This is a genomic window from Desulfosporosinus hippei DSM 8344 (assembly GCF_900100785.1).
GTDB classification, from domain to species: domain Bacteria; phylum Bacillota; class Desulfitobacteriia; order Desulfitobacteriales; family Desulfitobacteriaceae; genus Desulfosporosinus; species Desulfosporosinus hippei.
Genome location: NZ_FNCP01000003.1, coordinates 185,024 through 210,288 on the forward strand (window position 1 = coordinate 185,024; position 25,265 = coordinate 210,288).

The window sequence follows — 25,265 nt, forward strand, 5'->3', positions numbered from 1 at the left end:
CAATTATGCTGGGGTCATAATCTTCTATAATAAGAATACGTCTAGTAGATAAATCTTTTGCGGGGTTATTGTGCATCTCGGTTAATCAAAATACCAATAACCGTGGCTACAGCACTAACACCATTAGCAATAGCATTAATGCTCTCATCAGTTAAGATCTGTACTCCAAAGGCATCTGTAACGAGTTTTACAGCCCCTAACACGGCGATAGCTAAAGCCGGTTTTCTTAATTTTTCTAACATATGAATCATCCTTTCATTTTTAGGCTAAGTCTAATTTCTTTGCAGCGAATCCGAGCTTGTTAATATCCTTTATCGCTTGGTCGGCTTTAGACTGTAAGACCCTTACCGATAAATAGATATCCTTGTCCTCTACTATGGATGGCGGCTGAACAATCACCGCGTACGGGTCATTCCAATTTACACCCGTAAAGGCACAAATGCCCTTTGTAGCTCCTTGGATGAACTTCCGCTTGTAATCTTCTGTCTTTATTTTTTGTGCGTCTATATCGCTGTCAACAAAGCCGCCTTCAATTAAAATGGCTGGCATAGAGGTATCCCGCAGAACCTGGAAGTTTGCAAACTTTACTCCTCTATTTACTGCGCCGGTTGCATCGATAATAGGCCCCTGTACAGCCTTTGCTAGTTTCTCCCCTTGACCTCCTGCCGAAAGGGCGAACGTTTCAATACCAATCCCGCCGCCAGAATTAAAGTGGATCGAGATAAAGTAGTCTGCCCCCCATGTGTTAGCCATTCGGCAACGTTCTGCTAGTGATACAGCATAATCCGAAGTACGAGAGTACATTACTTCAAAGCCAAGCACCATTAAAACTCTACCCAGTTCATAACCATACGATAAAGTAAACTCAGATTCTTTAATTTTCGATACTGCCCCGGGGTCACTTCCTCCGTGCCCCTGGTCTATAAAAATCTTCATATGATCCTCCTATAAAACTTTATTTGCTAAAAATCCTATCACTGCCCCACCGGCTGTCATGGTCATCGTAGCCCATAGAGGGAGTCTGTTTCTGAGTGACTCAATTACACTCTCCATCTTCTCTGTCCTCCCTTCTTGGCTTTCTATCCGTTGCTCAAGCAGCTGGACTACCGCACAAGGATTTCCGATTGAGCATTGAACTTGTTGAGTCATAGAACACCTTCTTTCTGGCTGTATCGCCTCTTTCCGTTTGAAACCCATAAAAAATAACTGCCACGAAGGCAGCTAAAAGATGTATAATAATGTTAAAAAATTAGGAGGGGGAGAAATTGAAGAATTGGAAGGTTCCAGGGGTAATCCTAGTTTTACTTATGTTGGCAATAGCTTTTCGATGGAATATTGATAAAAACACCAATGGAAGCACAGTAGTAAAATACAGCACGGATCGTTGGAATGGCGCAGTTTATTATGAAAGACTTTCATCGTCGGATCACAGCAAGCGCATGATACAAAGCCAAAGTATTGCAATGGATTGGTATTCTAGTAAAAGCCTGACTGTGATATGGGGTGTATTAACCTGTGGTAGTGTAATTTGGTTACTTTTTACAATACGGGACAAAAGGATGTTTGAGAATGAAGCAGAAAATAGAGGAATTGAATAAAATGTATTGGTATCATTGGGTTGCCATTTACGTATTGATTGGTTCGGCTGTAGCATTTTGGATTATCCCCGGAGAATCGCTGTGGCTAAAGATTGTGATAGCGGTCGTTGGAATGAGTTCGTACCTGGTAATCGCTAAATTACCTAGAGAAGATGTGAAGGATCTCTGAGACGAGATCCTTTTCTATTTAGCCATAACCCTTTTGGCTAACTCGTTTCGCTTGTCTGTTAAAGAGTTTATCCGTTCCCTCTTTGATAGTGGATTCATAAGCGTATCGTTTTCTATCTTACGTATCTCTTTAGTAATTTTGCTTATCTCATCTGATACGGTGTTAAGTTTTTTCAGTCTTTTTTCCTGCGGGAATGCGGCTTTTGAACTTTCTATCTTTGCTGACCCTCTCGCTCTTAGAAGTTGATCCTTCTCATTATAGAGTTTATCCATTGACTTACCGCTGCTATATTCAGGGGCTAAAAAGGCTCTTAAAAGTGGCAAGTCGCTGATATTACGAGCAGGTCTTTGTTTCTTTTCGACTAGACCCGACGTTTCAGCTATGAAGTCTATTGCACTTGTAGCGTATGACCCCAATCCAGCGGTTAAGCCACGAATGGTGTTATCCATAATTCTAGGTGATCCAAAGTTCTTTAAAGCTCCTTGTCCCCCCGTTAATTCATTGACACCCTTCGCAAATAGTTTAGCAGTTCCAGTAGTTCTAATATCATACTGATCAGGAAAATTCAAATCTGATTCTCGTTGCGGAATAATCGGCCCCTGTTTGAAAAAACTGTAATTTGCCATACCCTCAAGGAACGGTGTCAATGCCGTAATCATTGTTGGTATAGAAAAAGATGTAAGCGTTTCCTTTCCAAAGCCCTCAAAAGCTTCGGGGTCGTTTGTTTCAAGATACCTCAGTGCCCGTTCAGGAAGATTCGCGAATATAGGGGCCAGATCAAACGGTTTTGGGATTCTCGCTACCTGGCTTGTGCCCGGGATAGGGACAAGCCAGAATGTAGAAGTTAACCAACTAGGGGCATCACTAATAGTTTTCTTTTGCTCGTCATTAGAGAGATACCTCTGCGCCATATAGGCCCCGATAGTAGGGAGTGTTATAGAAACAAAGGCTCTAGTAGTTACGCCGATCGGATCTTCTTTTATGGCCCTGTATAGTTTAGACTTTCCTTGAATGCTGGCATTTAAGAACGCGATAATCTTATTAGATTCACGGATACTAGATCCGGCTCTCCCAAAATCCATTATGTCTCTAGCCCTGTACGCCGCCTCTGGCCGACTAGCGCCACTTCTTAATGCTGCTCTATACTCACCCAGTTTGGTGGCACTCTCTGAAACATCGGTAATTGCACGTAGGACACTAATCCATGACTTAGGATTTATGACATTAACGAATTTATTTCCCTGCGGCTTTGATAAAATGTCTTTCAGCACTTCTTGATGGACTTTTCTATCCATAGAGATGATATTTCCGTATCCTGCATTATCTTTAAGAAATTGATTATACAACGTTTCCTTACCTTGCTTGGTTCTTATAATATCAAATAAGGCTCTCGGGATATCTGTGATCGGATTAAAGCCAGACTTACTTACCGAAAATGCTGCAGGAATGTCTCTAATTGGATTCCGCAAGCTAAACTCTGGAGTTAGAGTTGCGCCTGATCTTAAAAGCCCTGCGGGCTTCTGTAGTAACTTTATTAGCATGTTGGAAGACTCTCTATCCAGGTTCAGTAGCGCCTTATAAACGTCGGGTTGCACTTCGTATTGAACCTTTTTACCACCTTCCATAGCATAGACTGTATTTAACCGCCCTCTCTCTTCACCCTCAGCTAGTCTACGGATAAAAGCCCCATTAGTGTCTTTGTCTGCCAGTTTACTAAGCTGTGAAGCCACCTTATTGCGATCAACCGCCGATATGCTACGGTAAATATTTTTTACCATACTCTCAATCGGATCAATGACTTTTCTGTCTGATCCAACCAAACGGTTAAGTGGGGCCGTAACATTGGCAAGCGTCTTTGATACTCCTGCTGCAAACTCCACCTTGTCATCATCGAATAGCCTAAAAAGCGGCATATAATTTGGATGCTTTTCCCTCAGTGCTGTGACTAATTCTCTGCTGATTAGTCCGGATTCAGCCAAGGAGTCAAGAGATTCATTACTAATCTTCATTAGTTCTTTGCGTGCCGCTTCCATCTCGGGGGTGCCGTACTTCTGGATAGTTGCGTTTATCTCTGCATCGGTAAAACCCGAGTTTATTCCTTTGGCATTGACATCCCTAGCGTGTACGGCTAGAGCATAATCCCCCAAGTCCTTACTTGTTTTACCCGATTTCTCTACGCCTTTAATAACCGGTGCTAACCTTGACTTAATTAATTCGTCTGCCCTCTCGGGGCTACCCCGAAATAAACGACCTTGTTTGTAAAGACTGTCCTCGGCACTAGCTACCTTTCCAGTGATATTCTTTTCAAGATTTTCCAACGGCGCTAGATCATCGACAAATTGAGTCCTGACCCTACTCAATGTTTCAGAGAATGGTTTACTTTTCGCGGGACTGCGATCTACTTTTGTCCTGAATGTATCAGCGTTACCCGGAGCCATTGTTTCCCCTACTCTCGGTAAAGATAGAGACGGGTTACTAGTACTCGGTCTTTCTATAGTAGCATTCATTACCCTTGGACGTTCTATCACATTTGCTACATCAACTCTACCATTAACAATAGGAATATCGATATCCGTAGTCTCGCTAGATACCGTAGGCGTTTTAGGCTGGCTCCTTGGCAATCTACGCAGAGTATCCTCAGTGATCGATTGAATAGGCAGTGGCCCAGCAGACGGGATACCTTCCTTATTTGTCCACGTTAAAGGCTGTGGATTTGGAGGATTAATTTTCGGTAAAGGCCCTTCAAGATTGTTCTGCACTGGCTTTGGTACATCCCTTGGCTTTAATGGCGGGATAACACCGGCAGCCTTACCCATTTTTAATTCTTGAGGATTAAGGGAAGTTCTTTTAGCCTGCGCTCTCTCCCAGTTGCCTATAAGCTTTGGTAAGTCTACACCAGTATTAGCTTTCACGTCAGCATAGGCCGCTTCTACCGTTGTCCCTGGGGGATAAGGGGCTAATACATCTGTATGCCTGACATAGTTTTGCGCCTCTGCAATGCCATCCTGGAGCTCTTGAAATGCCCTTTGCTCACTAGTAGTAGAGTTATATTTTTTCAGGTCTCTAGGCTCACCAAAAGCTGCTTGAGCATTTAACTGCTTTTGTTGTGCCATCTCAGACGGATTTAACCCCTGCTTTGGTAAAGTCGATCCAGTTCGCCTCATATTATTAGAGGTATCCGCAAAGGTTTTGTTTAGTTGGTTAGCTCGTGCATCACGAAGAGACGGTACTTTATAAGCGTTTTGGACTTCTTCTAAGGGATTAACTTTTGGAAGATCAATCGATTTAGTAAGTTTATTAATCCTAGCTAGATCAATACCTTCCCTAACACCTTTCCCTACCAATTGCCCAGCACCGTGTAAAGCGGTGCCGCCAAGTGCCATCAGTGGAACTTGCTTTTCTCTCTCTATTAATCCTTGTAAACCATCACCCTCTAACGCTGTTTCAGTAGGAGCGACAACCCCACCATAGGTAGCACCCGCCCTTACTCCAGTTCCAAGTGCAGGAATTAAAGCTTTGGGCAATGCTCCTATGGCCTTAGATACCGGTGCTGTCTTCGCCAATGCTCCTAAAGGTTTAGCTAGCAAAGCATCCCCGGCTATCCATAATGGAAGGTCTGTCACTAGATTACTGCCCATCGAGACGGCTTTTTGCCCAAGGGTCTCAGGCTGTGGAAGAGTTGAAAGATCAACTTTTCTCCCTGCTATCTTTTCAGCTACAGGGGTAAGTGCTTTACCAATGTTAGAATTAAGCGTCCCCCCGATAAATGCAGATTTTAGACTCGGTTTAGCAGTTTCAATAGTGTTGCTATGCGCCGGACGCATTTGCATAGCCAGAGGCGTTCTAGTAGCTTCTAGCGGATCAGGAGAGGGAGGTGCAAAGATTTGGTCAAGTGTACGCGGTTTATTCTGTTGATTGCCGAATATTTCATCTAGACTTCTTGCCATACTGCACCTCCTTACTCTTCTGCTGTGTTGTACCATCCACTACCATTTTTATCCCAGGTAAAGTTCTTAGCCGCCCAATTATATAAATCCTGGACTGGAACACCGTTAGCTTGTAAATCCCCGGCATTTGCGTTAATAAATTTCAAGATATCAGAACGCGTTGCCCCGTTGCTAGCCATAGATTGAAGACCTTGCATGGAAGTCGCTAGGGATTGTTGCGCTCCTAATTCATTTTGGTATTTAACTGCGCTCAAATTAGCGGAAGAGCTACCGCTGCTTGCTCTAGCCGCGCTCTGTTGTGATAAAGCTAGCTGTTGTTTAGCAAGCCATTGTTCAAACTCTGTCTGGGATTGTCCTGCATCAAATTGCTTGCCCCACTGTGTATCAGCTACAGTATCCCTTGACTTTCCATAGTCAAATTGCTCTCGCCATTGATCAAGACCCGAGTTATATTGCTGATTAGCCAAAGTTGGGGCATCATTGTACATACCTGTTAACCCGGCCTCTTGAAGCCCGAACGCTTTATCCCTGTTCTTTTGATCTAAATAAGCCTGGAGGTATTGCGCTTCTAAGCCCGCATTGGCTGAGGTAAGATTTGATTCATAGTTATTTTCGACATCTGATACTCGGCGTGCATTGTCGGATAGTGCGCTTGCTTCTGCTTGATCTAAAGCACTGTAAGCATTTTGATAGCCCAGATTATTCATTAAAGCCCCTTGCCCTGCTATACCGGATTTAGCTCCACCGCCGCCGCGCTGCGCCATGTACTCATCAAATGACCTTGCTGCTTGCCTAGCGTTTACACCTGCTTGCGTTTTCTTCTGCTGATACACGGGTTCGATGGTCGCTTTTTCGGCCTTGAGATTGGATAGCGCGTTTTGTCTTTGTTGATCTAGCTGCGCCATAGTCTGTTGTTTCTGATAGTTTTTAAGATTACTAAGGCCACTTGACATACTAGACTCATAACCACTATTTGAGGAGCCGGATGTGTCTCTTAGACCTTCCGTTCCTTTTAGCCCTCCGCCAATTACCTTACCGTTTTCGTCGTAGTCATTAAAGGATCCATCAGGGTTATATTTTCTCGCCATAATTCACCATCCTTTCTAGGCTGGTAATAATCCAGTAAGTTCATTGTATTGATCTTGTGTAATTCGGTTATTCAGAAGAAACACATCTAGCTTGATTAACATATCTTCTTTTGTTCCGTAAGTTCCATTTTGTATTACTGTTTTGCAGTATGTGTATGTTAATATTGATGGCATTTTACAATCCCCCTAATCCTAATCCTAATTCAAACATTGACATCCTATAATCTAAATCTAATAAATAATCATTTATATTTGGTTGGGGTGCTTGAACTATAGAATTAGCCAACATATATTCATTTGTTGGATTAATAAGTGAAATTATTTTCATACCATTTTCTAATTCTTTAACTTCAGCAAGTCCATCCTCAGTAACTTCTTGATAAATATTTATAACTTCTGACAAATTTATCCCTCCATTTTACAAAGCTGTTTTGCTTCCAAATAATTTAAAAGTAGAATCAGCATCAAAACTAGACATAGAGAGTTTAATTGAAGTAATAAGAGTTGTATCTTCGAATTCTCCACTAGTCATTCCTAAATGACCTTGACCACCATGAGTAGCATATATTTGATGATATTTACCAGTATTTGAAATTACAACATCTAACAATCTTCTATTTCCTGTATCACTTCTTACATTTATCTGAATTCCATTTGCAGTAGTTGAAGAACTATAAACACCATTGACTAAATTATGTGAAATATATTCTGTATCTGTGGTAACTCCATTAAATGACATAATTATATCTCTTATTGATGAATCAAATCCGTCCAATTCACCAACTATTCTAAACGCTGTATAACCAGCAGGAATACTAGACCATGTGAAATTAGCTGTATCTACAGTAAAGGTTTGTGTTGCGAGTAATTCCCACACTAAACCTTCTGTTGAAATTGCAGACATAGCATTTACTGCTAATCTATTGGCTGGAACATGTGTAGATGAATCCAAATCACATACTCCACTGGTTGCTCCTTTTTGGGTTAAAGGTATTTTTTTATCTAACTCAACTTTTAAACCTGCCGGATGTACTGCCCTTGTTGTATCTGTTCCAGTTGTTGTTTCGGCTGCTGTTGCTAACTCTACATGCCCTTTTACTGTTTCGGAAGAAAATAATGCTGCATGAGTATTATAAGTTGTAGTAAGGGTAGCAACCCTTTCTTTAATTTGTCCTGTAGTACTTGATAACTTTGCATCAGTAACAGAACCATCTGCTACTCCACCTGATACAATAGTATCAATTTGAGTCTTTAACCACTCTAAAATACCCTGTACCGTGCTAGGACTTGAGCTTATAGGTGTGGCTCCTATTTTATCAGCTCCACTAGAACCATCTGTTACTGCTCCTAATTCTGTTTCTGTGAAGTACCTTGAGTCGTGGTCTGAACTTGTTTTATGGTTATCAATGTAAGTTTTGAGAGCAGATAATAAAACCTGGACATCGTTTCCGGTTAGACCTGATATACTTTGGACACCTATAAATTTTGCTCCACTAGTTGCTGTTACAGCTTGCAATCTGGTAATAAGTGCTTCAATAACACTTTGTACTGTCGCCTGTACACCGATAGCACTAATAGGGGTTGTGCCTATCTTATCGGCTCCGCTCGCTCCATCTGATACGCTCTCTAGCTCAGGAATATGAACATCGTTCAAATACGTCTTAATGTCTTCCCCGGCTTTATCAAAGAGGACTTTTACTTGCGTTGCAGATTCAGTCGGCTTATCTGTTAGCTTCTGAACATTTGCTACGTCTTCCGTTAATTTCGTTAGAGCCATTTATTTCACCTCGCTTGTCGTGTCTGCTTCGGCTTTTATAGATAAGATAACTGCCGATTCATCGACTTTGTCATTCTTAAGGATAAATTTGATATAAGCATATTTCTTAGCCCTGATCTTTTTACGAAAAGGTTGAGGCGCTCTATTGGTCATAAAAGAAAAATTCTCGAAGTCAAGCACCCCGAAATCCAACAAGGCGAACGACACATTGATAGATTTAATGTCGCTTAAAAATTTCTTGTCTGTAGTGTACATAACATCAAGGGAAGTCTTGGTGTCGGGTTGAATTGTTACCCATATTTTTCTTGTATTTTTTAATAAATGGCTAACCCCAAAGTCTGTAAAGGCCAGTTCGAGTTTAGCTGTAATTGCTACGCCGTTGTCATTCAACCCTTCGAATCGCTCAATAGTTCCCTGCGATCCATAATAAATCTGCCCGTTGATATCAAGGAAACAAGTTCCAGAAACATTGTCATAAATATATATAGTGTTGTTTCCGTAGTTCCAAATATAGACCTTATCACCAACATTACACCAATACTCTTTTTCTCGCTGGTTATCAAACGTTATTGCTTGAGTCAAATCTATTGATGATAATGATTGTCTTAACCTTTCGCTTATGATATTTGCGTTTCGTTCATCTTCAATATTTGTGGAAGTCCATTCCCACCATGATCCTTTAGCAATAGAAACAGGATTATTTTTGATAATTTGAACTGCATTAAAGGCCTCATTGCCTACTTTTTCATTTAAGTCATGGATAGGATAGTCCCAAGCACTCGCTGTTTCATTCCATTCAGGATAGCTATAGAATGACCTATCTTCTTTAAGGATAATTTGCCTATCATATTGAGTTTTTATATCGGTAATGGCTGTTTCATCAGTTCCGGCATTTCTAAAGTTAATTGCGGGAAAATAATTGGCCTTAAGTGTTCCTGACCACATTCTGCGGTTTTTCTCGTCTGGATTTCCCCATAAAAAAACAGCCGTGTCATTACCAGGGCCAAACATCATAGCGTATTTATTTTTTACAACTAAATCCTTATTGGTATTTGCACTTGTAAGCTTTACGGCGCGAACATCATCAACGTATAAAGTAAAATCGCCCAAATCTCTGACTTGCTTTATCCCAATACTAATAATATCAGTATCATTCAATGGATTACTTAAAGGTATGGTTATAAATTGACTAGCTTTTGCTAATGCGGGTATATTCAAAATTTCCTTCGGCGAGACACATCCAACATTATCATCTAAAAGTAATTGTAATTCTCCAGCTTTTATGGCAATTGTTGGACGCAACCATAGCCTAATATGAGTGTATTCCCTTAAATCTGTTGAAGATAATGAACTTGTTACGAGTATTTCATTCGCATGAGCTAGTGAACTAATTCGTATTTTCTCGGAATATGTTCCCAGTGCCTTGTAATCGGTGCTAACCGTTGATACTACATTAGGATTGACATATTCATTCCATACAGTTTCACAGTCATTTATAACTAAGTCCGCTTCTTTTTTGCTCCACTCGATAATCACTAATGCTTCATCTGATGGATCAACGTCAAAATTAACTTGACCTGATGTTCTCACAACATTAAAGGTATCATTTTCAATTTTCCTAGCACCATTTACCCAAGCATAAACTTCATCAGCATCAATATTAGTTTCTGCTAATTGATATGTTCCAGTTACTCCATCACCTACAAACTCTTGTTTTTTACGTCCTGTAAGCAAATTAATAGGTTCAAAAGGTGTACCCCCTCCAGCTGGAGGCGATCCTATGGCTATAGTGGGGATATAGGGGTCTACGTCTTGGAATGTTTTTCCATCATACTCTTTGTATTCGAATCCATTGAGAAAATAGAGTTTCCCCTCGAAGTAATATACGGTTGTCTTAGCATCGGTCATTGTTCCTATTTCTGTATTAGTTGCTAAATCAAAATTATATTCATATACTTTCCCATCATTACATGAAATAAGGACATTTTTATTATCGATACTTCCAGACCACATTCCCTGAACATCTAAAGAGTTTTCATAATTTATAAAGGTTTTGTGCCCTGGTCTTTTTTGAGGCTTGTAATTTTGAGTTATGCGCCAGTTAACTTGCTTCGTGGACTCGCCCAGGGTGCTTTCGGTCTCGCCTACAGCTTCATTAATACCTAAGAATTTATCTATCTCTATGGGGTCAGGAGGTTTACTCGGTTTATACAATATTTACACCTCCTTAAGAGTCTTCTTCTGTCGGTGCGTATACGTCTGTAATGGCTACTTCAGTAGCCTTGTTTATACTTTTGCGTTTTAGCTGTTCATACTTATCTTCAAAAAAATTGACTAGCTCCTTATTCTCGAAGGGAGCTAGTCGTGCAGCGATGTAATAGGTAATCGCTTGATCTGCTTTGTAATTAACTTCGGTTGTATCGTCAATGGATGTAAAAGTGTCTGGTTCATCCTTGGTAGAGTCAAGTCTTGATTGTTCATAGAGTTCTTTGTGCGCCATATCCCCGAGTAGAACGGCTTTACTTTGCATGTCGATGACTTCATCTTCAGGTATAAGCACACCATCATCCGTAAGTTCGTCTAACAATGCACGTGCTTTAAGAAATAGATTTTTTACGGTTTCTGCCATAATTTCACCTCTCAATATAGGACTTTTTAGCTAAACAACGTATTATGCATCTTTAGTAAAGGTTTAATGAATTGTAATTTAATAAGAAACATATAGAGTGTCGAAGTTTAATGCTTGCTTAAACTCTGTTTCTGAATCTCCATATACATAACTACGTGTAAAGGCAAACGGGAGCCTAGAATAGGCTGTACCACTACCTTCTGTAGCCATTAAATCACTCTGCCACTTTTGGCCATTTACCGTAAAGCCTGCCCAATATCCTGCTTCATCGACATACTTAGCAACTTTCCCCGCAAACTCTCCATTAGGGTAAACAATCACATTACAGGGCAATCCTAGATTAGTCTCAATTGCGGTTTTAGAGTCTGCTATTTCTGCTTGTAGTTGTGCATCTCCTTGACTATCCCACGGTATTGTATGAGTTTTTGAGTGACTACATATTTCCCAACCATTAGCCGCCATTTCACTAAGTTGACCCCAGCTAGCAAAAGGCGCATACACATTAGTCCCCTCGTTATGAGTCTCCTGTCCAACGGCATCGCTAATGATCGCAAATACTCCTTTTAATCCATGCTTCTCCATAATTGGGTACCATGTTGTATATACACTCTCAGAACCATCATCAAATGTTAAGCATACGCAATTATCAGGTATAGGGATGTTTTCTCGCCACATCCTCGCTATATCTGTAATAGTTACAGTCCTATACCCATGCCTAGCAAGAAATTCCATCTGCATAGTGAAAGTATAAGGTTTTCCATTAAAATCGTGAGGCGCATGATATGCTAAAATTGGTACTATTTCTTTCCTTAAAAAAGGTACTAACTGCAAGTCATAAACGTCATGTACCGAATCAGTGTTATCCGATCCTGCCGATATTAAAAATCTTACATACCGAACATTTGCAGGTGTTGTAATTATTGTAGATAAATAGCGTTCGTTTTCATGTTTAGACATGTAACGAACACCTGCAGATTGAAAATTACCGATCAATACTTTATCTTTGTCATACCATTTGACTCCGTAATAAATACGAAAATCATTAATTGGTTGACTGCCCAAATTCTTCTGTTTTATCCTGCATCTTACAATATATGACTTATTAGACTCAACTGAACGATATTCTGTATCCCAAATTTCTCTATAAGCTCCATTACCCGTAATCGTCAAAACACCACCACCAGGAACACCAGCATTCGCAGTAAATACAACACCCGCAGGAAGTCCCCCTAAAGCTGACATATCCAATCTATGCAATGGTTGCTGTGTCAATCTATGGAGAACACCAAGATTTTGACGTTGTTGAAACTTAATCTCTTGCCTTGAAACGGGTCTATTGTCATACTCTCTAGCTGTTGAGCGAATCTCTCCAATACCAGTTGTCGTTTTTACTGTGAACGAAGCGAAATCAACGTCGTTTTGCCATGTTTGTTTTGGCTGTATTGTTACACTGTAAGTGCCAACATTAAGGGTTATTGGCACGCTTCCCTTGTTCCATATGGATAAGTTTTCTTGTGCCGTATCGTAGGTGTAGGTTGTTAAGTTTGAATCCACAGACCCATCAAACTGCCTAACTATTGAGCCGTCACTATCACCTCTAGGCCTAGCTTTAACTAAAGGCATTTAATATACCTCCTTATCCTATCGAAATAACTCCAGTTAACTTCTTCCGCATCTTATCCCTTGCGCTCTTATCGGCATCATATGAGTTTTTCCATGCTTGATAAACGCTTTTTGGTACACCTTTTTCAAAGTCGATACCGACAGGTATTGTGTAGGTAACTCCGTTAACACAAACAGGCATACTTGATCCCTCTGGATAAAGCTGAGTTGGAGGAATCATGATGTTGACGTGCTCTTCGGCAGCAAGTTGCTTTTTAAAGGAATCATACTCTTTTTTCAGTTGACGTTCGGTTATCTCAACAGGTTCAGTTGTTTTTTTATCTAAGTTTGCCATTTTAAAATCATCCTCTCAAATTAAATAAAAGGGGAGGTTATTCCCTCCCCCTATGTTGTTTATGCAGATGCTAGAGACTCGAAGCGAAGTCCGCTCAGTTCGTCAATACGAAGTGTGGCGAACATAGCTTTCCATCCGATACTAGACTTCTGGTCTAGGGGATCAGCGGTTCCGGCACTACCGGCAGCCTTAACAATAATTTTTGGCTTTGACGAACCCTTAATATCAGGAACCATGTAAGCATCACGGCCTAAGCAATAAGAGGCATGAACGTCAGCAGAGCTAGCCCCTGCTCCTGTGAATACTTTACCATTATCAATCTCAACAAAGTAGATTCCAGCCAACTTTGCAATAACACCTTCGCGAAGGATTTTAGAATTATCGTATTGGTTGAATGATTTGTACTCAGTCAGATTCTTGATGTCATAGGCTACATAAGGATCTACCATGCAGACGTAGCCCATAGCACCATCCGGCATTTGGATCTTCTTGACCTTGTTTACTTTCATGGTTCGAGCCATTTTTAAGATGTCAGCATAAGAGATATTGGCAGCTACCAAGTTTCTGGCCGCTACACCGTTGGCGTATTGAACGTTAGTTCCGGCCACAACAACATCCCGAACGATCTCATCAATGGACTGTCCGGCATTTTCTCCCATCAATTTTGAGACCTCACTGACAGTGTCATCAAGGCCGACCATGTTCAGTTTTTCAGTGGTAATTGCATAGTTTCCGTACTCGGATACAGTTGCCGAACGCTTAACGACTACAAGGTCAGTCCCATCGGGGATAACACCCTCGGTAATAGCTGTGGTAGAAGTAGAAAGGTTCTCAAATCGGCGGATAGACACCGTGTCACCACTATTCTTAGGGAGTTGTTTTTTGGCTCCGTATTTGTACCATTGCAACTCAGGGATAAGGCGGTCGTACATCTCGCGGTCGTATATCTCTGCGTTTTCATTAGGAATTGAAGTGAAGCCAGTTCCGTTGTTCCCCAGTGTTTGTACATCGGTTGCGAATAATTGAAGGTCAAAATAAGTCATTTAAAATCATCCTCTCGTCCTGTTTTTTACTTCCTCCCTATATGCTTCAAACTCTTCTGCTGTCATGTCCATCACTGATTTGGTTTGGTGAGATACATTGCCGTTTGAAGCACTACCAGGTGAGGTTATTTGATTCTTACTAATCTTTCTAAGGGTTTCCTGCTCGGTATCTAATCGGATCTTTTCGAGTTGCGCTTTGTGATTCTTGACAATAATGCGGTTTTGGGCATCTAAAAGGGTTATCCCTTTATCGTTTTTGAGTTGCCAAACTTCCGGCGGTATTTGTGATGGATCTTTAATGTTGTCATGCTCGGCAGCCAGCTCTTGGTATTCGCTCCAAATTTGACGTTGTGACTCCATCCTTGCGAATTCTTCTCTGGCTTTTTTTACGTCAGGATGTTCATCGACAAGTTTCTTTACAGTGTCAGGATCTTGTCCGGCATCGTGCATCTGTTTTTCATAAAGAGCTTGCTTATACTCTGCTTCGGTTGTGATTGGTTTACCGTTCCACTCATATCCTTGTTCAGCTATAAATGCATCTCTTGCAGCTTGAGCAGCCTTAGAAGTCTCTTCCTTTAGTCTGTGGGCAAATGCCTGAGTCTGAGTGACATCGTTAGTTTCCTTGGCTTGGCCTTCGCTTTCAGTTTCTTCCGTTGTTTCCTCAGTCTCGGTTGATTCTGTTTGCTCTGTAACTTCCTCGGTTTCCGTCGTTTCGGTTGATTCAAACTCTTCACTAAATAACTGTAGGTCTAGGATGGCGAGTCCCTCGGATAATTCCGATTTAGCAGCCAAATTCTTAAACATGAAATCTCTCCTTTAATTGACGGAAGGCGATTCACCGTCTTATTTGCAGCCTAATTTAAACAAAAATAAAAAGCCTCATTGGCTTGGGGTAGAAATTTGTTGTGGCATTCCTTGTGGAGGTGGAGGTGGAGGTGGAGGTGGAGGTGGAGGTGGAGGTTGTGGCTCTGATTGCATGATCATCTGCTTGACTTGATTCTCCCAGGCTTCAGGATCTTTCTGCCTTATCGTATCGAGTTGCATTTGTACTTCAGGCGGTAGACTCTCGACATACCTTGCCATTAACTCATAAAGTATTTGCTTGTCTTCGTCCATTTCTTTGCGACTGTCAATAAGTTGTTGCTTCTTTGCTACAATCCCTTGAGGCAATCGCTCTAGGTACTCTATAAAGGTCACTCTATCCTTATCTAGCCACGAATTAAGCGTGTTAAGGTTGAACACCTCAGACCATTGACTTGATGCCCCAATATCCAAGGTTAGGTTCATATTGATGTCTTTGTACTTTTCACCATTGAACATCCTTACTTCATCTTCGCCGGCTTGGTTTTTGACATTAATTGCTCTTGTCACATTGAAGTTAACCTTCCAGAATTCAGCCCATATCAATCCGACATCTCTCATGCATTGAATAAACCTACGCTTAACGCTTTCTAGTGGAATAGCGGACTGCTTCTGGGCCCACATCAATGCGCTAGTGTTCTCTGCTTTGGCCTCGCCTAATGCGTTCTCATTAGCTCCTGCTAAGTCTTTAGTGTAGTTGATAATCAAGTCAATCAGCTTATAAATGTCAAAGCTTGCTTGTCCTGTCTCAGCATACTTAAAAATGTTATCTATGGGGCCATCGACTCCGATTGCTTTCCCTACGGCATTTGTCCATCCTTGTATTCTTGTTCTGTCGTAGATGGCTTTAGGTACACCTGTTCGCTGTGCTGAGAGAATAGCCATAGCAAAGAGAGTATTGACTGCAATTTGATTAGGAATTTGCCCTTCCATCTCTCCCATACCCTGGCTAAAGCGTTTGCGGATATCCCAGTTCATCATTGCGATAGGATAAAGTTTTTTCTCGGTGTCTGTATCTTTGACAATCTGCACATTCTTTGTGCTTTTTTTCATCCATATAGTGCCATCTTTTTTGTAATAGTGCAGTAGCACGGTTGTTTTGCTCTGATCATCTAATTCGTATTGCGCCTTATCAAAAGCTTGATCGTGCGTATCGGAATCGGCTGTAATTAAGTCAATTTGATTCTGTGGAACTTCATTCTTCTTTGCATCTTCTTTAGCCTTAGAGACTAACTCTCGATAAGAGATAATGACGTAAGGCTGCACCGCCTGACCGTTCGCATTAATTCTCCTATCGTTTGGATTGCCCAAGAATAAGTTAATTCCGTCAATGACCTCACCGCATATCCTGCCTCTTGCTATGACATCATTTCCGCTTTCATAGTCAGCATCTAGATAGTAATGAAGAATCCCAGGGCCACTAAGTGCAGCATTTAAGAGCATTTCCTCATTAAGCGCTTTCTGTTCAACCTCATCCCATGTAGTCTCCGAATACTGCGTGAATATCTCTTCCGCTTCATCGTAGAGGTCTGACTTCTTGCTCTCCATACCTTGTGCATAGCCATCGACACTAAAGTTCATTTTGATATCCTCAGCCATGATTGAGCTAACCTTGAAGTCAACTATTCGCTTTGACATGGGAAAGATGGGCTTCGGAAGATCAACGCTCTCCATGCCATACCAATGATCATTTGAGTAGAATCTCTCGGCCTTGGCTACTTTAGGGAAGTATTTGACTTTGCGGAAGAAGTTTAATCCATTTTCGTACTTCTGCCAACTATCTGTTTTAGCCTGTTCCATCGTCATCACCTCCCGAGTAGTTGAACATCTTACTTATGTCATCGTTCAACTTCTTCTCCGCCTTGTCTATCTCATGACTTTGTTTAATCTCTTTGACTTCCTTAACGACAGTCTTGACTGCTTCAATGGGAGTCTGAGCCTTTGGCGGTTCAATGCCTTTATTAGCCTGCATTCCTACTCTGATTCCTTCTCTAAAGGCTAGTACTGGAACAATAAAAAAACACAATCCTAAGATTGCGTAGAATATATCTATCACGTTATCACCTCCACATACACAGGGAAGTTTCTCTCTATCATCTTTAGACCATCTAAGCATAGTTGTAAGGCTTCTTTATCGTCCGTGTGCACAAACATATATCCCTTAGCCTTTGTAGCCTCCCCGCGTAGCTCTAATGTCTGCATAAGCGTAGACACAGCAGAGCAAACTATATCTTTCCCGGGCAGATCATAATTCGCATGTCCCTCTGCTTTTAGACTGTTATCTCCTACGGTTATCGTTATCACTTTACCATCCTCCAAGATATCCTTCGGGCGCTTCGTCTGTGCTTACATAGCTTTGTGGCTTGGGATTATCGTCACGTAATGCCCAATGCTGTGTTTTCTTTTTAGTCTCAACTATAGGAGCGCATTGTCTCATAATACAAAATCCCCTGAGTGCATCGGGGGCATGCGTTAACTCATGCGGATCAGTTGCTACGTCATTAGGATCTGCTTCATCCTTTTGGACTTGTGGCAATGTTCTAATGAGATTCACACAGTTCGAGAATATTTTCATCCGGCTAGTTTTAATTATCTCGCCGGTCTCGATATCTCTCTTCTCAATGATCTTTATCCATTCTTTGAGTGCCATCCACCCTGCTACTCTTGAATTATCCGACTTAGTTAATGACTCTCCATTTTCCCTAAACAAATCAAAGATGCTCTTTCCTGTGTCTTTTTGCCTGTTCTCTAAGTCAGGTGGAGCATACTTAATCTTTATACTGTCAGTTCCATTAACCTTTTTTATCCTCTTAGCTGCTTCAGATACAATTAGATCTGATTCGTAAAGCTCTTTGTAAACATAAGCGTTATTCTCAGGATCTAAAGTAATCCAGTAATTAGCAAGCTTATCAAGGCCATAGTCTTTAGTCGTGAACCTTCTCCAGTCAGGCGGGATGACAAAAGGCTCTACAACATGAATATCTGTCCTAAATTCATCAAAATATGTCCCGCCTGGGATACCATAATCACCAAGTCCAACCACTTTGAAGCGGTCTGGATTAGTGACTTCAAGATCTTCTATAAGCTTCCTATCTGCATCATCCAGCCATTCGTTGCATTTGTATGTTGTAGTGAGCGTGAATGCTTCCGGATCTGAATTGTCAAAGAATCGTTTCTTTGTCCAGTGCGAGTTTACCCATGGGTTAAATGTAAGCGTGAGCTGCTTCCACAGTCCATCAGGCATTTCCCCACGAATAGACTCATCAAGAGTGCTGAAGTCCTTCTCGTCTTCAATCTCGTAAGCTTCTTCGAGCCATACCCAGCACAACACGCCAGTATCTACCGTTATAGATGTTAGCTTTAAAACATCGTCAAACCCCCTAAAAAGAATCTTTTGACCTGTTGGTATGTAAGTCGCCTCTAAAGGACTGAGGGTAAACTTCCATTTGTCATAAACACCAAGGCGCTTAGCCGCCCATTTGAGCTGAGCATAGGTGCTATCCTTGTGCGTATTGAACGTTTTGCGTACAACCACAGCATTGGCCTTGCCGTGCTTCATGATGTTGAATATAAACCATAGAGCGGTTGTTGCAGACTTCTTTGATCCCCTGCCGCCTTTGAGAACGCGATACCTCTTTTTAGATCTCCAGAATGACCCGTAACCTTTGCCAACGATCTCAGGCAGGTTTATTTCCTCTATTTTTTTCAATCGTCTCACCTGTCTTTTATCGAGAAATGGATTGGGTAGTAAAACGGAGCAATCAGGAGATAATCGGACTTTGCACTTTTACGTAAAAACACGCTTTTAGCCCCATTTTTCAGGAATCTAAAAACGTGTAAATCGCCTCTCAAGGCTAAATTTGACCGAATATGAGGATTTTGTAATTATGCTACTTTACATAGTGTTCATTATCGGACCCAATCAATCTTCCAGCTCATTTTCGCCCTTAAAAATGACCATTGAGCCGTTGATATCTATCTTTTCGGTAAACATACCTATGTGCCGTGCCACGTTCTCCAAGGCCTTGTCTTGGTCTCTCATCTTGATCTCTACGCCTGCCTGAGTTTGCTTAATACCGGCAAAGAGCAGTTTTGCTTTAGCACTCAGGTGGCGTGTATCCTCAATGTGCAGATCCGCGTTGCCTTCGCCGCGACAGTAAGGGCATTTAGGATGTGGACGCAACAACCGGTCAAAGCCATAGCCGCCAGCATTTGATGGAATAGCCGGTTCTTTATTTTGTTCCCTAGCCAAATCATAAGCCATCCGTACAGCCTGCTGGTACTCTTCCTCGTCGCGCCATTGGTATTGGTGGTCGATACCAAAGCAATGGCGGCAGCAGACGCGCCGAAGATGGATAATTTCGTTAGGGTCAGCCGTGGCAATATCCCACCAACGCTGAAGCACCATATCGGCTGTAATCTCTGTGCGCTCTGCACGTTTTTCTTTCGCTTTCTGAATCGCATTTTGAATTTCAGGTTTCTTCAAGTTCTCTTGTCCTATGCTGTAAGAGGTTTTAGGGGAATACCCCGCACGAATGGCTGCTTGTGTAGCATTAAGGTCTATTAAATATTCGGTTATGAATTTTTTCTGCTTTGCCGTTAGCTTTGCCATTCGTACACCTCCTAACTTATCGTTACGCCTCGGTTATCACGCATCATCCTATCAAACGCATTAAACTGTGGGCTTATCTCATACAGCTCATCTAATATCTTGCGAACCTTACACTTACCGATCCAATTCTTACAGTTCCCGCAATTAGGATTAAGCCCTACTTTCATGGGCTCATATCCTACACACGAAAAAGCTGGCTTAGCCAATTACATCACCGCCTTAAGGAAATAAGAAAAGCGCCCCCGTTTGGGAACGCTCAGAAAATATAGACATAAAGAAAGCCCCACACTTTTTAGCGCAGGGCGTACGTATTGAGTCCATTGTACCACCATTTGTCAAGTCGTGTCAAACTATATTTGCTGTCCAAAAAGTTTTAGATATTCCGGAATCTTCTTCTTTGGCTTTTTTGGTACTCTGCCCCTACTACTTCCGCCAGGAACGATTGGGCCATCCATACAGGTGATTGGCTCCTTTGAGACTAGATCTGGCGGGTGCTTTGAATAAAACTGTTTAAGTGCTTCGTCAGGCGACAGAGATAAGAATTTTTCTGCCCATGTTCCCCTAACAGAAGGGATATTCACTCCTAGATCTGTTGTTAGCTCGTTTTCTGTAAGCTCAGAGATCGGTTCTGGCTCAGACTCCGGTTCTTCTGGAACATACACACATTTTTTATATTGACTATCCCAATAAGCACACAGTTTACAGTCAGTCCAGCCATTGGGGCATTGACGTATTTCTTTAGGACATTCCATGCTCATCTCTCCTTTAACCGCAAGCACTCCATCCACAAGCTGGATCGGGGCACTGGACACAACCTCCAGTGTGTACAACGGTTGCTCCACACCAGGGACACGCATTTTTGTCATGGGATGTCATTGCGCTTCAGCCTCCTTCGGTTTCCAATTACTTAAATCGTGACAAGTATTACAAGGGTCACCTTTTATCTCCGCTAATTGTTCAGCAGTCAGGGATGTATATTTGCACTGCCGACATTTAACTTCATTCTGCAATATTTTCTCCCCATTCCACTCCCGCCGTGGGCTTGGATTCCAGTTATTCTCCATTGAAAAGATAAACTTCACAGCCATGGCCGCAACTTGTACGGCTTCAGCTCTCATATTTTTCATATCGGGTTCTCGCTTTTTGACTTCATCCCAAAGCTCGTCTAACTCCTCAAGGATGATAGCGTATCCGTGATGCGGAGAAGAGAATAGCTGATTTACTTTCATAGCTTTTTGGAGTTCTTCACAAACATCCGATACAACATTTATCCTCATTCTTAGGCAACTCCTCTCACTTTCTCGATTCTTGCTTTTACCGCGTTCATCAAGGCATCTTGCCCCGCCGCTTTACGCTCTAATGCATCCGCAGCGTCCTCATCCATCGTCCCCTCTGCTACCAGTCTCATGACCACGATACGCCTCGTCTGACCTTGCCGGTGTACCCTTGCATTCGCTTGCTGGTCTTCTTCTAGGCTCCATATCTGGTCAAACCAGACAACCGTTTGACAACTCGACTCTTGGAGGTTTAGACCATGACCGGCACTCTTCGGATGTAGAAGCAACAAGGGTATTTTGTCACTGTTCCAGTCTGCAATATCTTGATTTCCGTCTTTTCCTTTTCTCAGAATCTGCGCTTTCGGGAACCGTTCTTGAATACGTGATAACGAATGCTTGAAGTTGTAAAACACCATAACAGGTTTTCCGTTTGCTGCTTCGATAATATCCTCCAATGCGTCCAACTTGGCATCATGAATTAACTTTACCCCTCTATCCTCGTCATAGACCGCACCTGAAGCCATTTGCAGTAACTTGTTACTCAGGACTGCTGCTGTCTGTGCAACTACATCCGCATCTCGATACGGCAGCAGCAAATCTTTCTCCAGTTTCTTGTATAATTCTCTCGACTTCTGATCCAGTTTAATCGGTACTACCCGGTCAATTCGCTCAGGTAGCTCCAGCCAATCCTCAGATTTCATGCTAACGGCAATATCGGATATAGCCGCGTAAATCCTTTGCTCTGCTTCCTGCTTCTCTTTCCACTCGTATACAATGTGACCACTTCTAGCACCTGGGACAAAAAACCGATCTCTGTAACTCGTGATTGTTTTACCTAATCGTTCGCCTTGATCTAAAAGATATATTTCCGGCCAAAGATCCATTAAGCTGTTGGGTGCCGGTGTGCCTGTTAACCCTATAACCCGTTTCATCATGGGCCGTACTCGACGTAATGCCCTAAACCGTTTTGACTGTCCGTTCTTGAAGCTGGATAACTCATCGATCACGACGGTATCAAAATTCCAACTAGTACCCAGTTCACCCACAAGCCACTCGACGTTTTCTCTGTTTATCACGTAGATATCGGCATCAGCTTTCAGGGCCTTTCTTCGTGTTTCCGCGCTCCCAAGGACTTTGCTAATTCTCAAATGTTTTAGGTGATCCCATTTCTCTGTCTCACGGGCCCAAGTATCATCCGCTACCCTCAGAGGCGCGATAACAAGCACTCGGTTTGCATCGTAATAATCATTAAGCAGTAGATCAATCGCAGTCAGCGTGGATACTGTTTTGCTAACCGAGGCCCATCTCCAACAGTAACGCGATATAATTCGTGTCCAGAATTCGTTGTGTTGCGTATTCTTGGTACTGGTGCGGGATGAACTTCATTTCGGCATCACCTCGATTATGAATTTATTTATATCCTCAACCGAATCTATTTTGTAAACTTGGTGCCCCATGCTTCTCAGGATCTTTGCCCATCGCTCCTGAAGCGGTTCTAATGGTTTCCCGGGGGCCTTAGTCTCGACATATACTGTTTTCCCACCAGGTAGTATAACGAGTCTATCCGGTACTCCCCGATTTCCAGGGCTAACCCATTTAGGAACCTTCCCGCCTAGACGCTCGACTTCAACCCTCAGCTTTTTTTCGATATAGGATTCACGCATGGTTGTTCTCCTTTTGGTTGGCGGTGCAGTAAATCCTCGCACACGCGTATATGATTAATATCACGTTTAGCATAGGGGGTATACATACATGTGTTTTATTACGTCCTATGCTAATTACATAAATACTTTAATAGAAGAAATTACTGCTTCATCTGTCTCAGTAGGGCTAAACACGTTCGTATATCTGGCTTTTTGCTGAAGCAGTAATCCGTTTTTTACTGCTTCAGCTCTGTTTCGATTGCATCGGGAGGGTGAAGCAGTTGATTCAGTGGTGAAGCAGTAATTATTTCACTTACTGATTCGCTCAAAAGCAGTTTGTTGACCAAAACCAGAGACGCGAACACGGCCATTCAATTCCTTCCATCCTGGTATGCGACGCAAAATATCGCAGATGTCCTTTGCTTCCCATGGCCTCATCGATCCTTTTTTATTGTTAAGGCACTCTACCCATATCTGGGCAGCACACACGCGATCCCGGAAGACCTTTTCCTCTGATTGCTCTCCCCATTCGTCCTCGACTGGTGTTTCAAGCCATTCCTGAATAATGCCCTCCCGGGGATCATTCTCCATATGAAGCGCTTGTTGCTTTGTTGCCTCATCCCTTGCTGCCTTATCGAGCTCCAAGGTTTCCCCCGCCTTAAACCAGCACAAAACCTCAGCCCATATTTGGTCTATTAACTCATTCGTAAGATGCTTCCAATGGTTATACCTAGCCTTCTCTGGATGAACTTCTACAGGCCAAAATCGACGGTTTCCCGTGGTATCTCTAAGAAAGTCTCTGGTATTAGTTGTCCCAAAAAAGATACATTTTCGGGGAAACTCTGAAACCTGACGGTCGTAGGCTACGCGGTATCGGTCTTCTGTTTTCGATAAAAAAGCTTTGACTTCCTCAACCTCTGTCCGTTTCATGGCTGATAGTTCACCAATTTCAAAGATCCATCCTGATTGAAGATGTTCCCCAGCTTCTTTATTCTCAAACGTTCGTAAGGAATCGCTGAACCACTCGCGCCCAATCTTTGCAAGCAAACTACTTTTCCCAGCTCCTTGGGGGCCAATAAGAACTAGCATTTCATCAAATTTACATCCGGGAACATACAGCCTTTTGACAGCCGCCAGTAACATTTTCCTCGTAGCCATCTTCACGTAATGGGTATCCGCCGCCCCTAGATAATCAATAAATATCTGTTGCGCTCGTTCTACTCCGTCCCAAGTACAGCTTTCCAAGTAGCTCTTAATAGGGTGAAAGGTATTCATATGAACTACCTCCGTGAATGCGTTTTGAATAGATCTTCCCGCGCTGATCTCATACACTTTGGCGAACCAATGCTGCAGTCGTTTATCATCAGCACCTAACCACGGCTCGTAAAGTCGATTATCGCGTTCCCGTTGCCTCCAAGGCAGAGGCTTGCGTATGACCTCGGAATTACCAAAAGCATCATACGCAAGAACTCCATACCATTCGCCATGGGATAAAATAAGCTCAATATTTTTTGCTGTCGGTAAAAGTTCATTGGTCTTATGGTGAAATTCTAACTTCTCTTTCCATGACTCATCCTCCGGATCTTCGTCGTTTACGTCTTCGTCGCCATTACTAAACTCTTCCTGAATTTCTGACATCCTAAGTCTCTTAAACTCAGGTTGGCTGCTTGCGAATTTCTCCATGGCGATGTGACTAGGAAGCTTTGTAATGTTCGTTTTTTCACTCACTCGGTCATCCAGTTTGCCGAACTTATGAATTCTTACAAGATCAAAGGCATTGACTTCTCGACCACTGCAGGGGTCACTCTCATGATGGCTAAAAGCAAAAGTATCTTCGTCATAAATGATTAAACCCCCGTGGCTGCTTGACCCGGTATAGGTATACCGTTTTAGACTCTCATCCACTGCTTCATAGGCATCCGGTAGAAATGAGGCTATGGCTTGGCTAATGGTATAGCAGCGGCAAAAGGTTCCTACTACTCCATGTTTAATCGTAGGGTCTTCCATACGCTTGGCTGTTTGCCGCTGTGCTTTATCCTCGGCATGTCTAGGCCATGCTAGCGGGTCTTTCCAATCGTCATATTGATTTAAAACGCCATCGACGCAAAGGGGATCCCCTTCATAGACCTCAAGTATTGGCGTTGCATCCTTGGAGCAACTTGGCAGATACATGAGCCGGTGGACTTCGAATGTGGTCTTGTCAAAATACTCCATACCGATTTGCTCAGCCAGCTTGCGACTTACGGCCCCGTATTCGTCAGGGCTCATAGACCGATCAACAGGAGCGATCAGGCGGTATTTTGGCTTCTCTGGCCTATAGCTGTGTGTGGAATAGATAGCATAAGCACTACCTCCTAAAACCAGCTCACAGGCGAACGGGAACCCGTCATCGTTGATATGATCGGCATCCAGTGTTATAAGACTACGAGTGTCAACGTTCTCTTTTTTCCTCCGTCCGCTTCGAACAAGCCCGCCGACGAATGCTGGGCCATCTTTGATCTTGCCACGCCCGACATTATGCAATTTGTTGTACTGGGCCATCGTCTCATTCGTCCGGCGAACTTTCCGTAAACGTTCTACAAACTCATCCCAGGTTAGGTATTGGGGCTTCCAGTTTGTATCGGTTCGGTGCTTACCGAAGCTGATATCTAGTTCCATTGGTAA

Annotated in this window: 27 protein-coding genes; 2 read left to right on the forward strand and 25 right to left on the reverse strand. The window is 42.4% G+C overall.

Features of this window, described 5'->3' with window-relative positions; translation table 11 throughout:
• Positions 1-65: 65 nt before the first annotated feature.
• Genes BLS16_RS23410 through BLS16_RS04110 form a run of 3 tightly spaced genes read right to left on the reverse strand, consistent with a single transcriptional unit; the run spans position 66 to position 1,149 of the window.
• A complete protein-coding gene (locus BLS16_RS23410; RefSeq protein WP_176786054.1) occupies positions 66-251 on the reverse strand; it encodes a hypothetical protein in 186 nt (61 codons plus the stop codon).
• A 10-nt stretch (positions 252-261) separates the two neighbouring features.
• A complete protein-coding gene (locus BLS16_RS04105) occupies positions 262-936 on the reverse strand; it encodes an N-acetylmuramoyl-L-alanine amidase family protein (protein WP_092330283.1) in 675 nt (224 codons plus the stop codon).
• A 9-nt stretch (positions 937-945) separates the two neighbouring features.
• Positions 946-1,149 (reverse strand): hypothetical protein, encoded by a 204-nt coding sequence (locus BLS16_RS04110; protein ID WP_092330286.1) that lies wholly within the window; start codon positions 1,147-1,149, stop codon positions 946-948.
• 116 nt (positions 1,150-1,265) lie between these two features.
• Here BLS16_RS04110 and BLS16_RS04115 point away from each other — a divergent pair, with 116 nt between their 5' ends.
• Entirely contained in the window at positions 1,266-1,598 is a 333-nt protein-coding gene (locus BLS16_RS04115) for a hypothetical protein (protein WP_092330289.1), read from the forward strand.
• Positions 1,570-1,767: a hypothetical protein gene (locus tag BLS16_RS04120; protein WP_092330292.1), complete on the forward strand. Its 198-nt coding sequence runs from the start codon at positions 1,570-1,572 to the stop codon at positions 1,765-1,767. The genes BLS16_RS04115 and BLS16_RS04120 overlap by 29 nt, the downstream gene beginning before the upstream one ends.
• Before the next feature lie 14 nt (positions 1,768-1,781).
• Here BLS16_RS04120 and BLS16_RS04125 read toward each other — a convergent pair whose 3' ends face one another.
• The 22 genes from BLS16_RS04125 to BLS16_RS04225 all read right to left on the reverse strand — a co-directional run bounded on the left by BLS16_RS04125 (position 1,782) and on the right by BLS16_RS04225 (position 25,259).
• A complete protein-coding gene (locus BLS16_RS04125; RefSeq protein ID WP_092330294.1) occupies positions 1,782-5,714 on the reverse strand; it encodes an LPD38 domain-containing protein in 3,933 nt (1,310 codons plus the stop codon).
• 11 nt (positions 5,715-5,725) lie between these two features.
• On the reverse strand, positions 5,726-6,802 hold the full coding sequence (locus BLS16_RS04130; RefSeq protein ID WP_092330297.1) for a hypothetical protein: 1,077 nt from the start codon (positions 6,800-6,802) through the stop codon (positions 5,726-5,728).
• A 15-nt stretch (positions 6,803-6,817) separates the two neighbouring features.
• The gene (locus tag BLS16_RS23415; protein WP_176786061.1) at positions 6,818-6,976 is read right to left on the reverse strand and encodes a hypothetical protein; all 159 of its coding nucleotides are present in this window, start codon (positions 6,974-6,976) and stop codon (positions 6,818-6,820) included.
• A gap of 1 nt (position 6,977) precedes the next feature.
• Positions 6,978-7,205: a hypothetical protein gene (locus BLS16_RS04135; RefSeq protein WP_092330299.1), complete on the reverse strand. Its 228-nt coding sequence runs from the start codon at positions 7,203-7,205 to the stop codon at positions 6,978-6,980.
• Positions 7,206-7,220: 15 nt separating this feature from the next.
• Positions 7,221-8,579, reverse strand: a complete 1,359-nt coding sequence (locus BLS16_RS04140; protein WP_092330302.1) for a hypothetical protein — start codon at positions 8,577-8,579, stop codon at positions 7,221-7,223.
• The gene (locus BLS16_RS04145; RefSeq protein ID WP_092330305.1) at positions 8,580-10,793 is read right to left on the reverse strand and encodes a hypothetical protein; all 2,214 of its coding nucleotides are present in this window, start codon (positions 10,791-10,793) and stop codon (positions 8,580-8,582) included. It abuts the gene before it with no gap.
• Between the two features lie 13 nt (positions 10,794-10,806).
• Entirely contained in the window at positions 10,807-11,208 is a 402-nt protein-coding gene (locus BLS16_RS04150; protein WP_092330307.1) for a hypothetical protein, read from the reverse strand.
• A gap of 78 nt (positions 11,209-11,286) precedes the next feature.
• The gene (locus BLS16_RS04155) at positions 11,287-12,831 is read right to left on the reverse strand and encodes a polysaccharide deacetylase family protein (RefSeq protein WP_092330310.1); all 1,545 of its coding nucleotides are present in this window, start codon (positions 12,829-12,831) and stop codon (positions 11,287-11,289) included.
• Positions 12,832-12,844: 13 nt separating this feature from the next.
• Positions 12,845-13,165 (reverse strand): hypothetical protein, encoded by a 321-nt coding sequence (locus BLS16_RS04160; protein ID WP_092330312.1) that lies wholly within the window; start codon positions 13,163-13,165, stop codon positions 12,845-12,847.
• Between the two features lie 59 nt (positions 13,166-13,224).
• Positions 13,225-14,208, reverse strand: a complete 984-nt coding sequence (locus BLS16_RS04165) for a N4-gp56 family major capsid protein (RefSeq protein WP_092330315.1) — start codon at positions 14,206-14,208, stop codon at positions 13,225-13,227.
• A gap of 6 nt (positions 14,209-14,214) precedes the next feature.
• A complete protein-coding gene (locus tag BLS16_RS04170; RefSeq protein ID WP_092330318.1) occupies positions 14,215-15,012 on the reverse strand; it encodes a hypothetical protein in 798 nt (265 codons plus the stop codon).
• A gap of 75 nt (positions 15,013-15,087) precedes the next feature.
• On the reverse strand, positions 15,088-16,869 hold the full coding sequence (locus BLS16_RS23420; protein WP_092330320.1) for a hypothetical protein: 1,782 nt from the start codon (positions 16,867-16,869) through the stop codon (positions 15,088-15,090).
• On the reverse strand, positions 16,856-17,125 hold the full coding sequence (locus BLS16_RS04180; protein ID WP_092330322.1) for a hypothetical protein: 270 nt from the start codon (positions 17,123-17,125) through the stop codon (positions 16,856-16,858). The genes BLS16_RS23420 and BLS16_RS04180 overlap by 14 nt, the downstream gene beginning before the upstream one ends.
• Entirely contained in the window at positions 17,122-17,373 is a 252-nt protein-coding gene (locus tag BLS16_RS04185) for a ribosomal-processing cysteine protease Prp (protein ID WP_176786063.1), read from the reverse strand. Before BLS16_RS04185 ends, BLS16_RS04180 begins: the two co-directional genes overlap by 4 nt.
• Position 17,374: 1 nt before the next feature.
• On the reverse strand, positions 17,375-18,778 hold the full coding sequence (locus BLS16_RS04190; protein WP_092330327.1) for a PBSX family phage terminase large subunit: 1,404 nt from the start codon (positions 18,776-18,778) through the stop codon (positions 17,375-17,377).
• Between the two features lie 213 nt (positions 18,779-18,991).
• Entirely contained in the window at positions 18,992-19,681 is a 690-nt protein-coding gene (locus tag BLS16_RS04195) for a terminase small subunit (RefSeq protein ID WP_092330330.1), read from the reverse strand.
• A gap of 11 nt (positions 19,682-19,692) precedes the next feature.
• Positions 19,693-19,887, reverse strand: coding sequence for a hypothetical protein (locus BLS16_RS04200; protein ID WP_092330332.1), 195 nt, complete (start codon positions 19,885-19,887; stop codon positions 19,693-19,695).
• 144 nt (positions 19,888-20,031) lie between these two features.
• Positions 20,032-20,547: a hypothetical protein gene (locus BLS16_RS04205; protein WP_092330335.1), complete on the reverse strand. Its 516-nt coding sequence runs from the start codon at positions 20,545-20,547 to the stop codon at positions 20,032-20,034.
• Between the two features lie 6 nt (positions 20,548-20,553).
• Positions 20,554-20,958, reverse strand: a complete 405-nt coding sequence (locus BLS16_RS04210; RefSeq protein ID WP_092330338.1) for a hypothetical protein — start codon at positions 20,956-20,958, stop codon at positions 20,554-20,556.
• Between the two features lie 2 nt (positions 20,959-20,960).
• On the reverse strand, positions 20,961-22,286 hold the full coding sequence (locus tag BLS16_RS04215) for an SNF2-related protein (RefSeq protein WP_207649726.1): 1,326 nt from the start codon (positions 22,284-22,286) through the stop codon (positions 20,961-20,963).
• A gap of 54 nt (positions 22,287-22,340) precedes the next feature.
• Positions 22,341-22,622, reverse strand: coding sequence for a VRR-NUC domain-containing protein (locus tag BLS16_RS04220; RefSeq protein WP_092330340.1), 282 nt, complete (start codon positions 22,620-22,622; stop codon positions 22,341-22,343).
• A gap of 288 nt (positions 22,623-22,910) precedes the next feature.
• Positions 22,911-25,259 carry a virulence-associated E family protein gene (locus tag BLS16_RS04225; RefSeq protein ID WP_092330343.1) on the reverse strand — a complete coding sequence of 783 codons (2,349 nt, stop codon included), beginning with the start codon at positions 25,257-25,259 and terminating at the stop codon, positions 22,911-22,913.
• Between the last annotated feature and the right edge of the window lie 6 nt (positions 25,260-25,265).

Excerpts from the sequence above, each read along its gene's own strand:
- BLS16_RS04155 (WP_092330310.1), bottom strand. The coding sequence starts at position 12,831 with ATGCCTTTAGTTAAAGCTAGGCCTAGAGGTGATAGTGACGGCTCAATA.
- BLS16_RS04210 (WP_092330338.1), bottom strand. The coding sequence starts at position 20,958 with ATGAGGATAAATGTTGTATCGGATGTTTGTGAAGAACTCCAAAAAGCT.
- BLS16_RS04220 (WP_092330340.1), bottom strand. The coding sequence starts at position 22,622 with ATGCGTGAATCCTATATCGAAAAAAAGCTGAGGGTTGAAGTCGAGCGT.
- BLS16_RS23410 (WP_176786054.1), bottom strand. The coding sequence starts at position 251 with ATGATTCATATGTTAGAAAAATTAAGAAAACCGGCTTTAGCTATCGCC.
- BLS16_RS23420 (WP_092330320.1), bottom strand. The coding sequence starts at position 16,869 with ATGGAACAGGCTAAAACAGATAGTTGGCAGAAGTACGAAAATGGATTA.
- BLS16_RS04105 (WP_092330283.1), bottom strand. The coding sequence starts at position 936 with ATGAAGATTTTTATAGACCAGGGGCACGGAGGAAGTGACCCCGGGGCA.
- BLS16_RS04205 (WP_092330335.1), bottom strand. The coding sequence starts at position 20,547 with ATGACAAAAATGCGTGTCCCTGGTGTGGAGCAACCGTTGTACACACTG.
- BLS16_RS04225 (WP_092330343.1), bottom strand. The coding sequence starts at position 25,259 with ATGGAACTAGATATCAGCTTCGGTAAGCACCGAACCGATACAAACTGG.
- BLS16_RS04150 (WP_092330307.1), bottom strand. The coding sequence starts at position 11,208 with ATGGCAGAAACCGTAAAAAATCTATTTCTTAAAGCACGTGCATTGTTA.
- BLS16_RS04170 (WP_092330318.1), bottom strand. The coding sequence starts at position 15,012 with ATGTTTAAGAATTTGGCTGCTAAATCGGAATTATCCGAGGGACTCGCC.
- BLS16_RS04130 (WP_092330297.1), bottom strand. The coding sequence starts at position 6,802 with ATGGCGAGAAAATATAACCCTGATGGATCCTTTAATGACTACGACGAA.
- BLS16_RS04125 (WP_092330294.1), bottom strand. The coding sequence starts at position 5,714 with ATGGCAAGAAGTCTAGATGAAATATTCGGCAATCAACAGAATAAACCG.
- BLS16_RS04165 (WP_092330315.1), bottom strand. The coding sequence starts at position 14,208 with ATGACTTATTTTGACCTTCAATTATTCGCAACCGATGTACAAACACTG.
- BLS16_RS04110 (WP_092330286.1), bottom strand. The coding sequence starts at position 1,149 with ATGACTCAACAAGTTCAATGCTCAATCGGAAATCCTTGTGCGGTAGTC.
- BLS16_RS04120 (WP_092330292.1), top strand. The coding sequence starts at position 1,570 with ATGAAGCAGAAAATAGAGGAATTGAATAAAATGTATTGGTATCATTGG.
- BLS16_RS04160 (WP_092330312.1), bottom strand. The coding sequence starts at position 13,165 with ATGGCAAACTTAGATAAAAAAACAACTGAACCTGTTGAGATAACCGAA.
- BLS16_RS04195 (WP_092330330.1), bottom strand. The coding sequence starts at position 19,681 with ATGGCAAAGCTAACGGCAAAGCAGAAAAAATTCATAACCGAATATTTA.
- BLS16_RS23415 (WP_176786061.1), bottom strand. The coding sequence starts at position 6,976 with ATGCCATCAATATTAACATACACATACTGCAAAACAGTAATACAAAAT.
- BLS16_RS04140 (WP_092330302.1), bottom strand. The coding sequence starts at position 8,579 with ATGGCTCTAACGAAATTAACGGAAGACGTAGCAAATGTTCAGAAGCTA.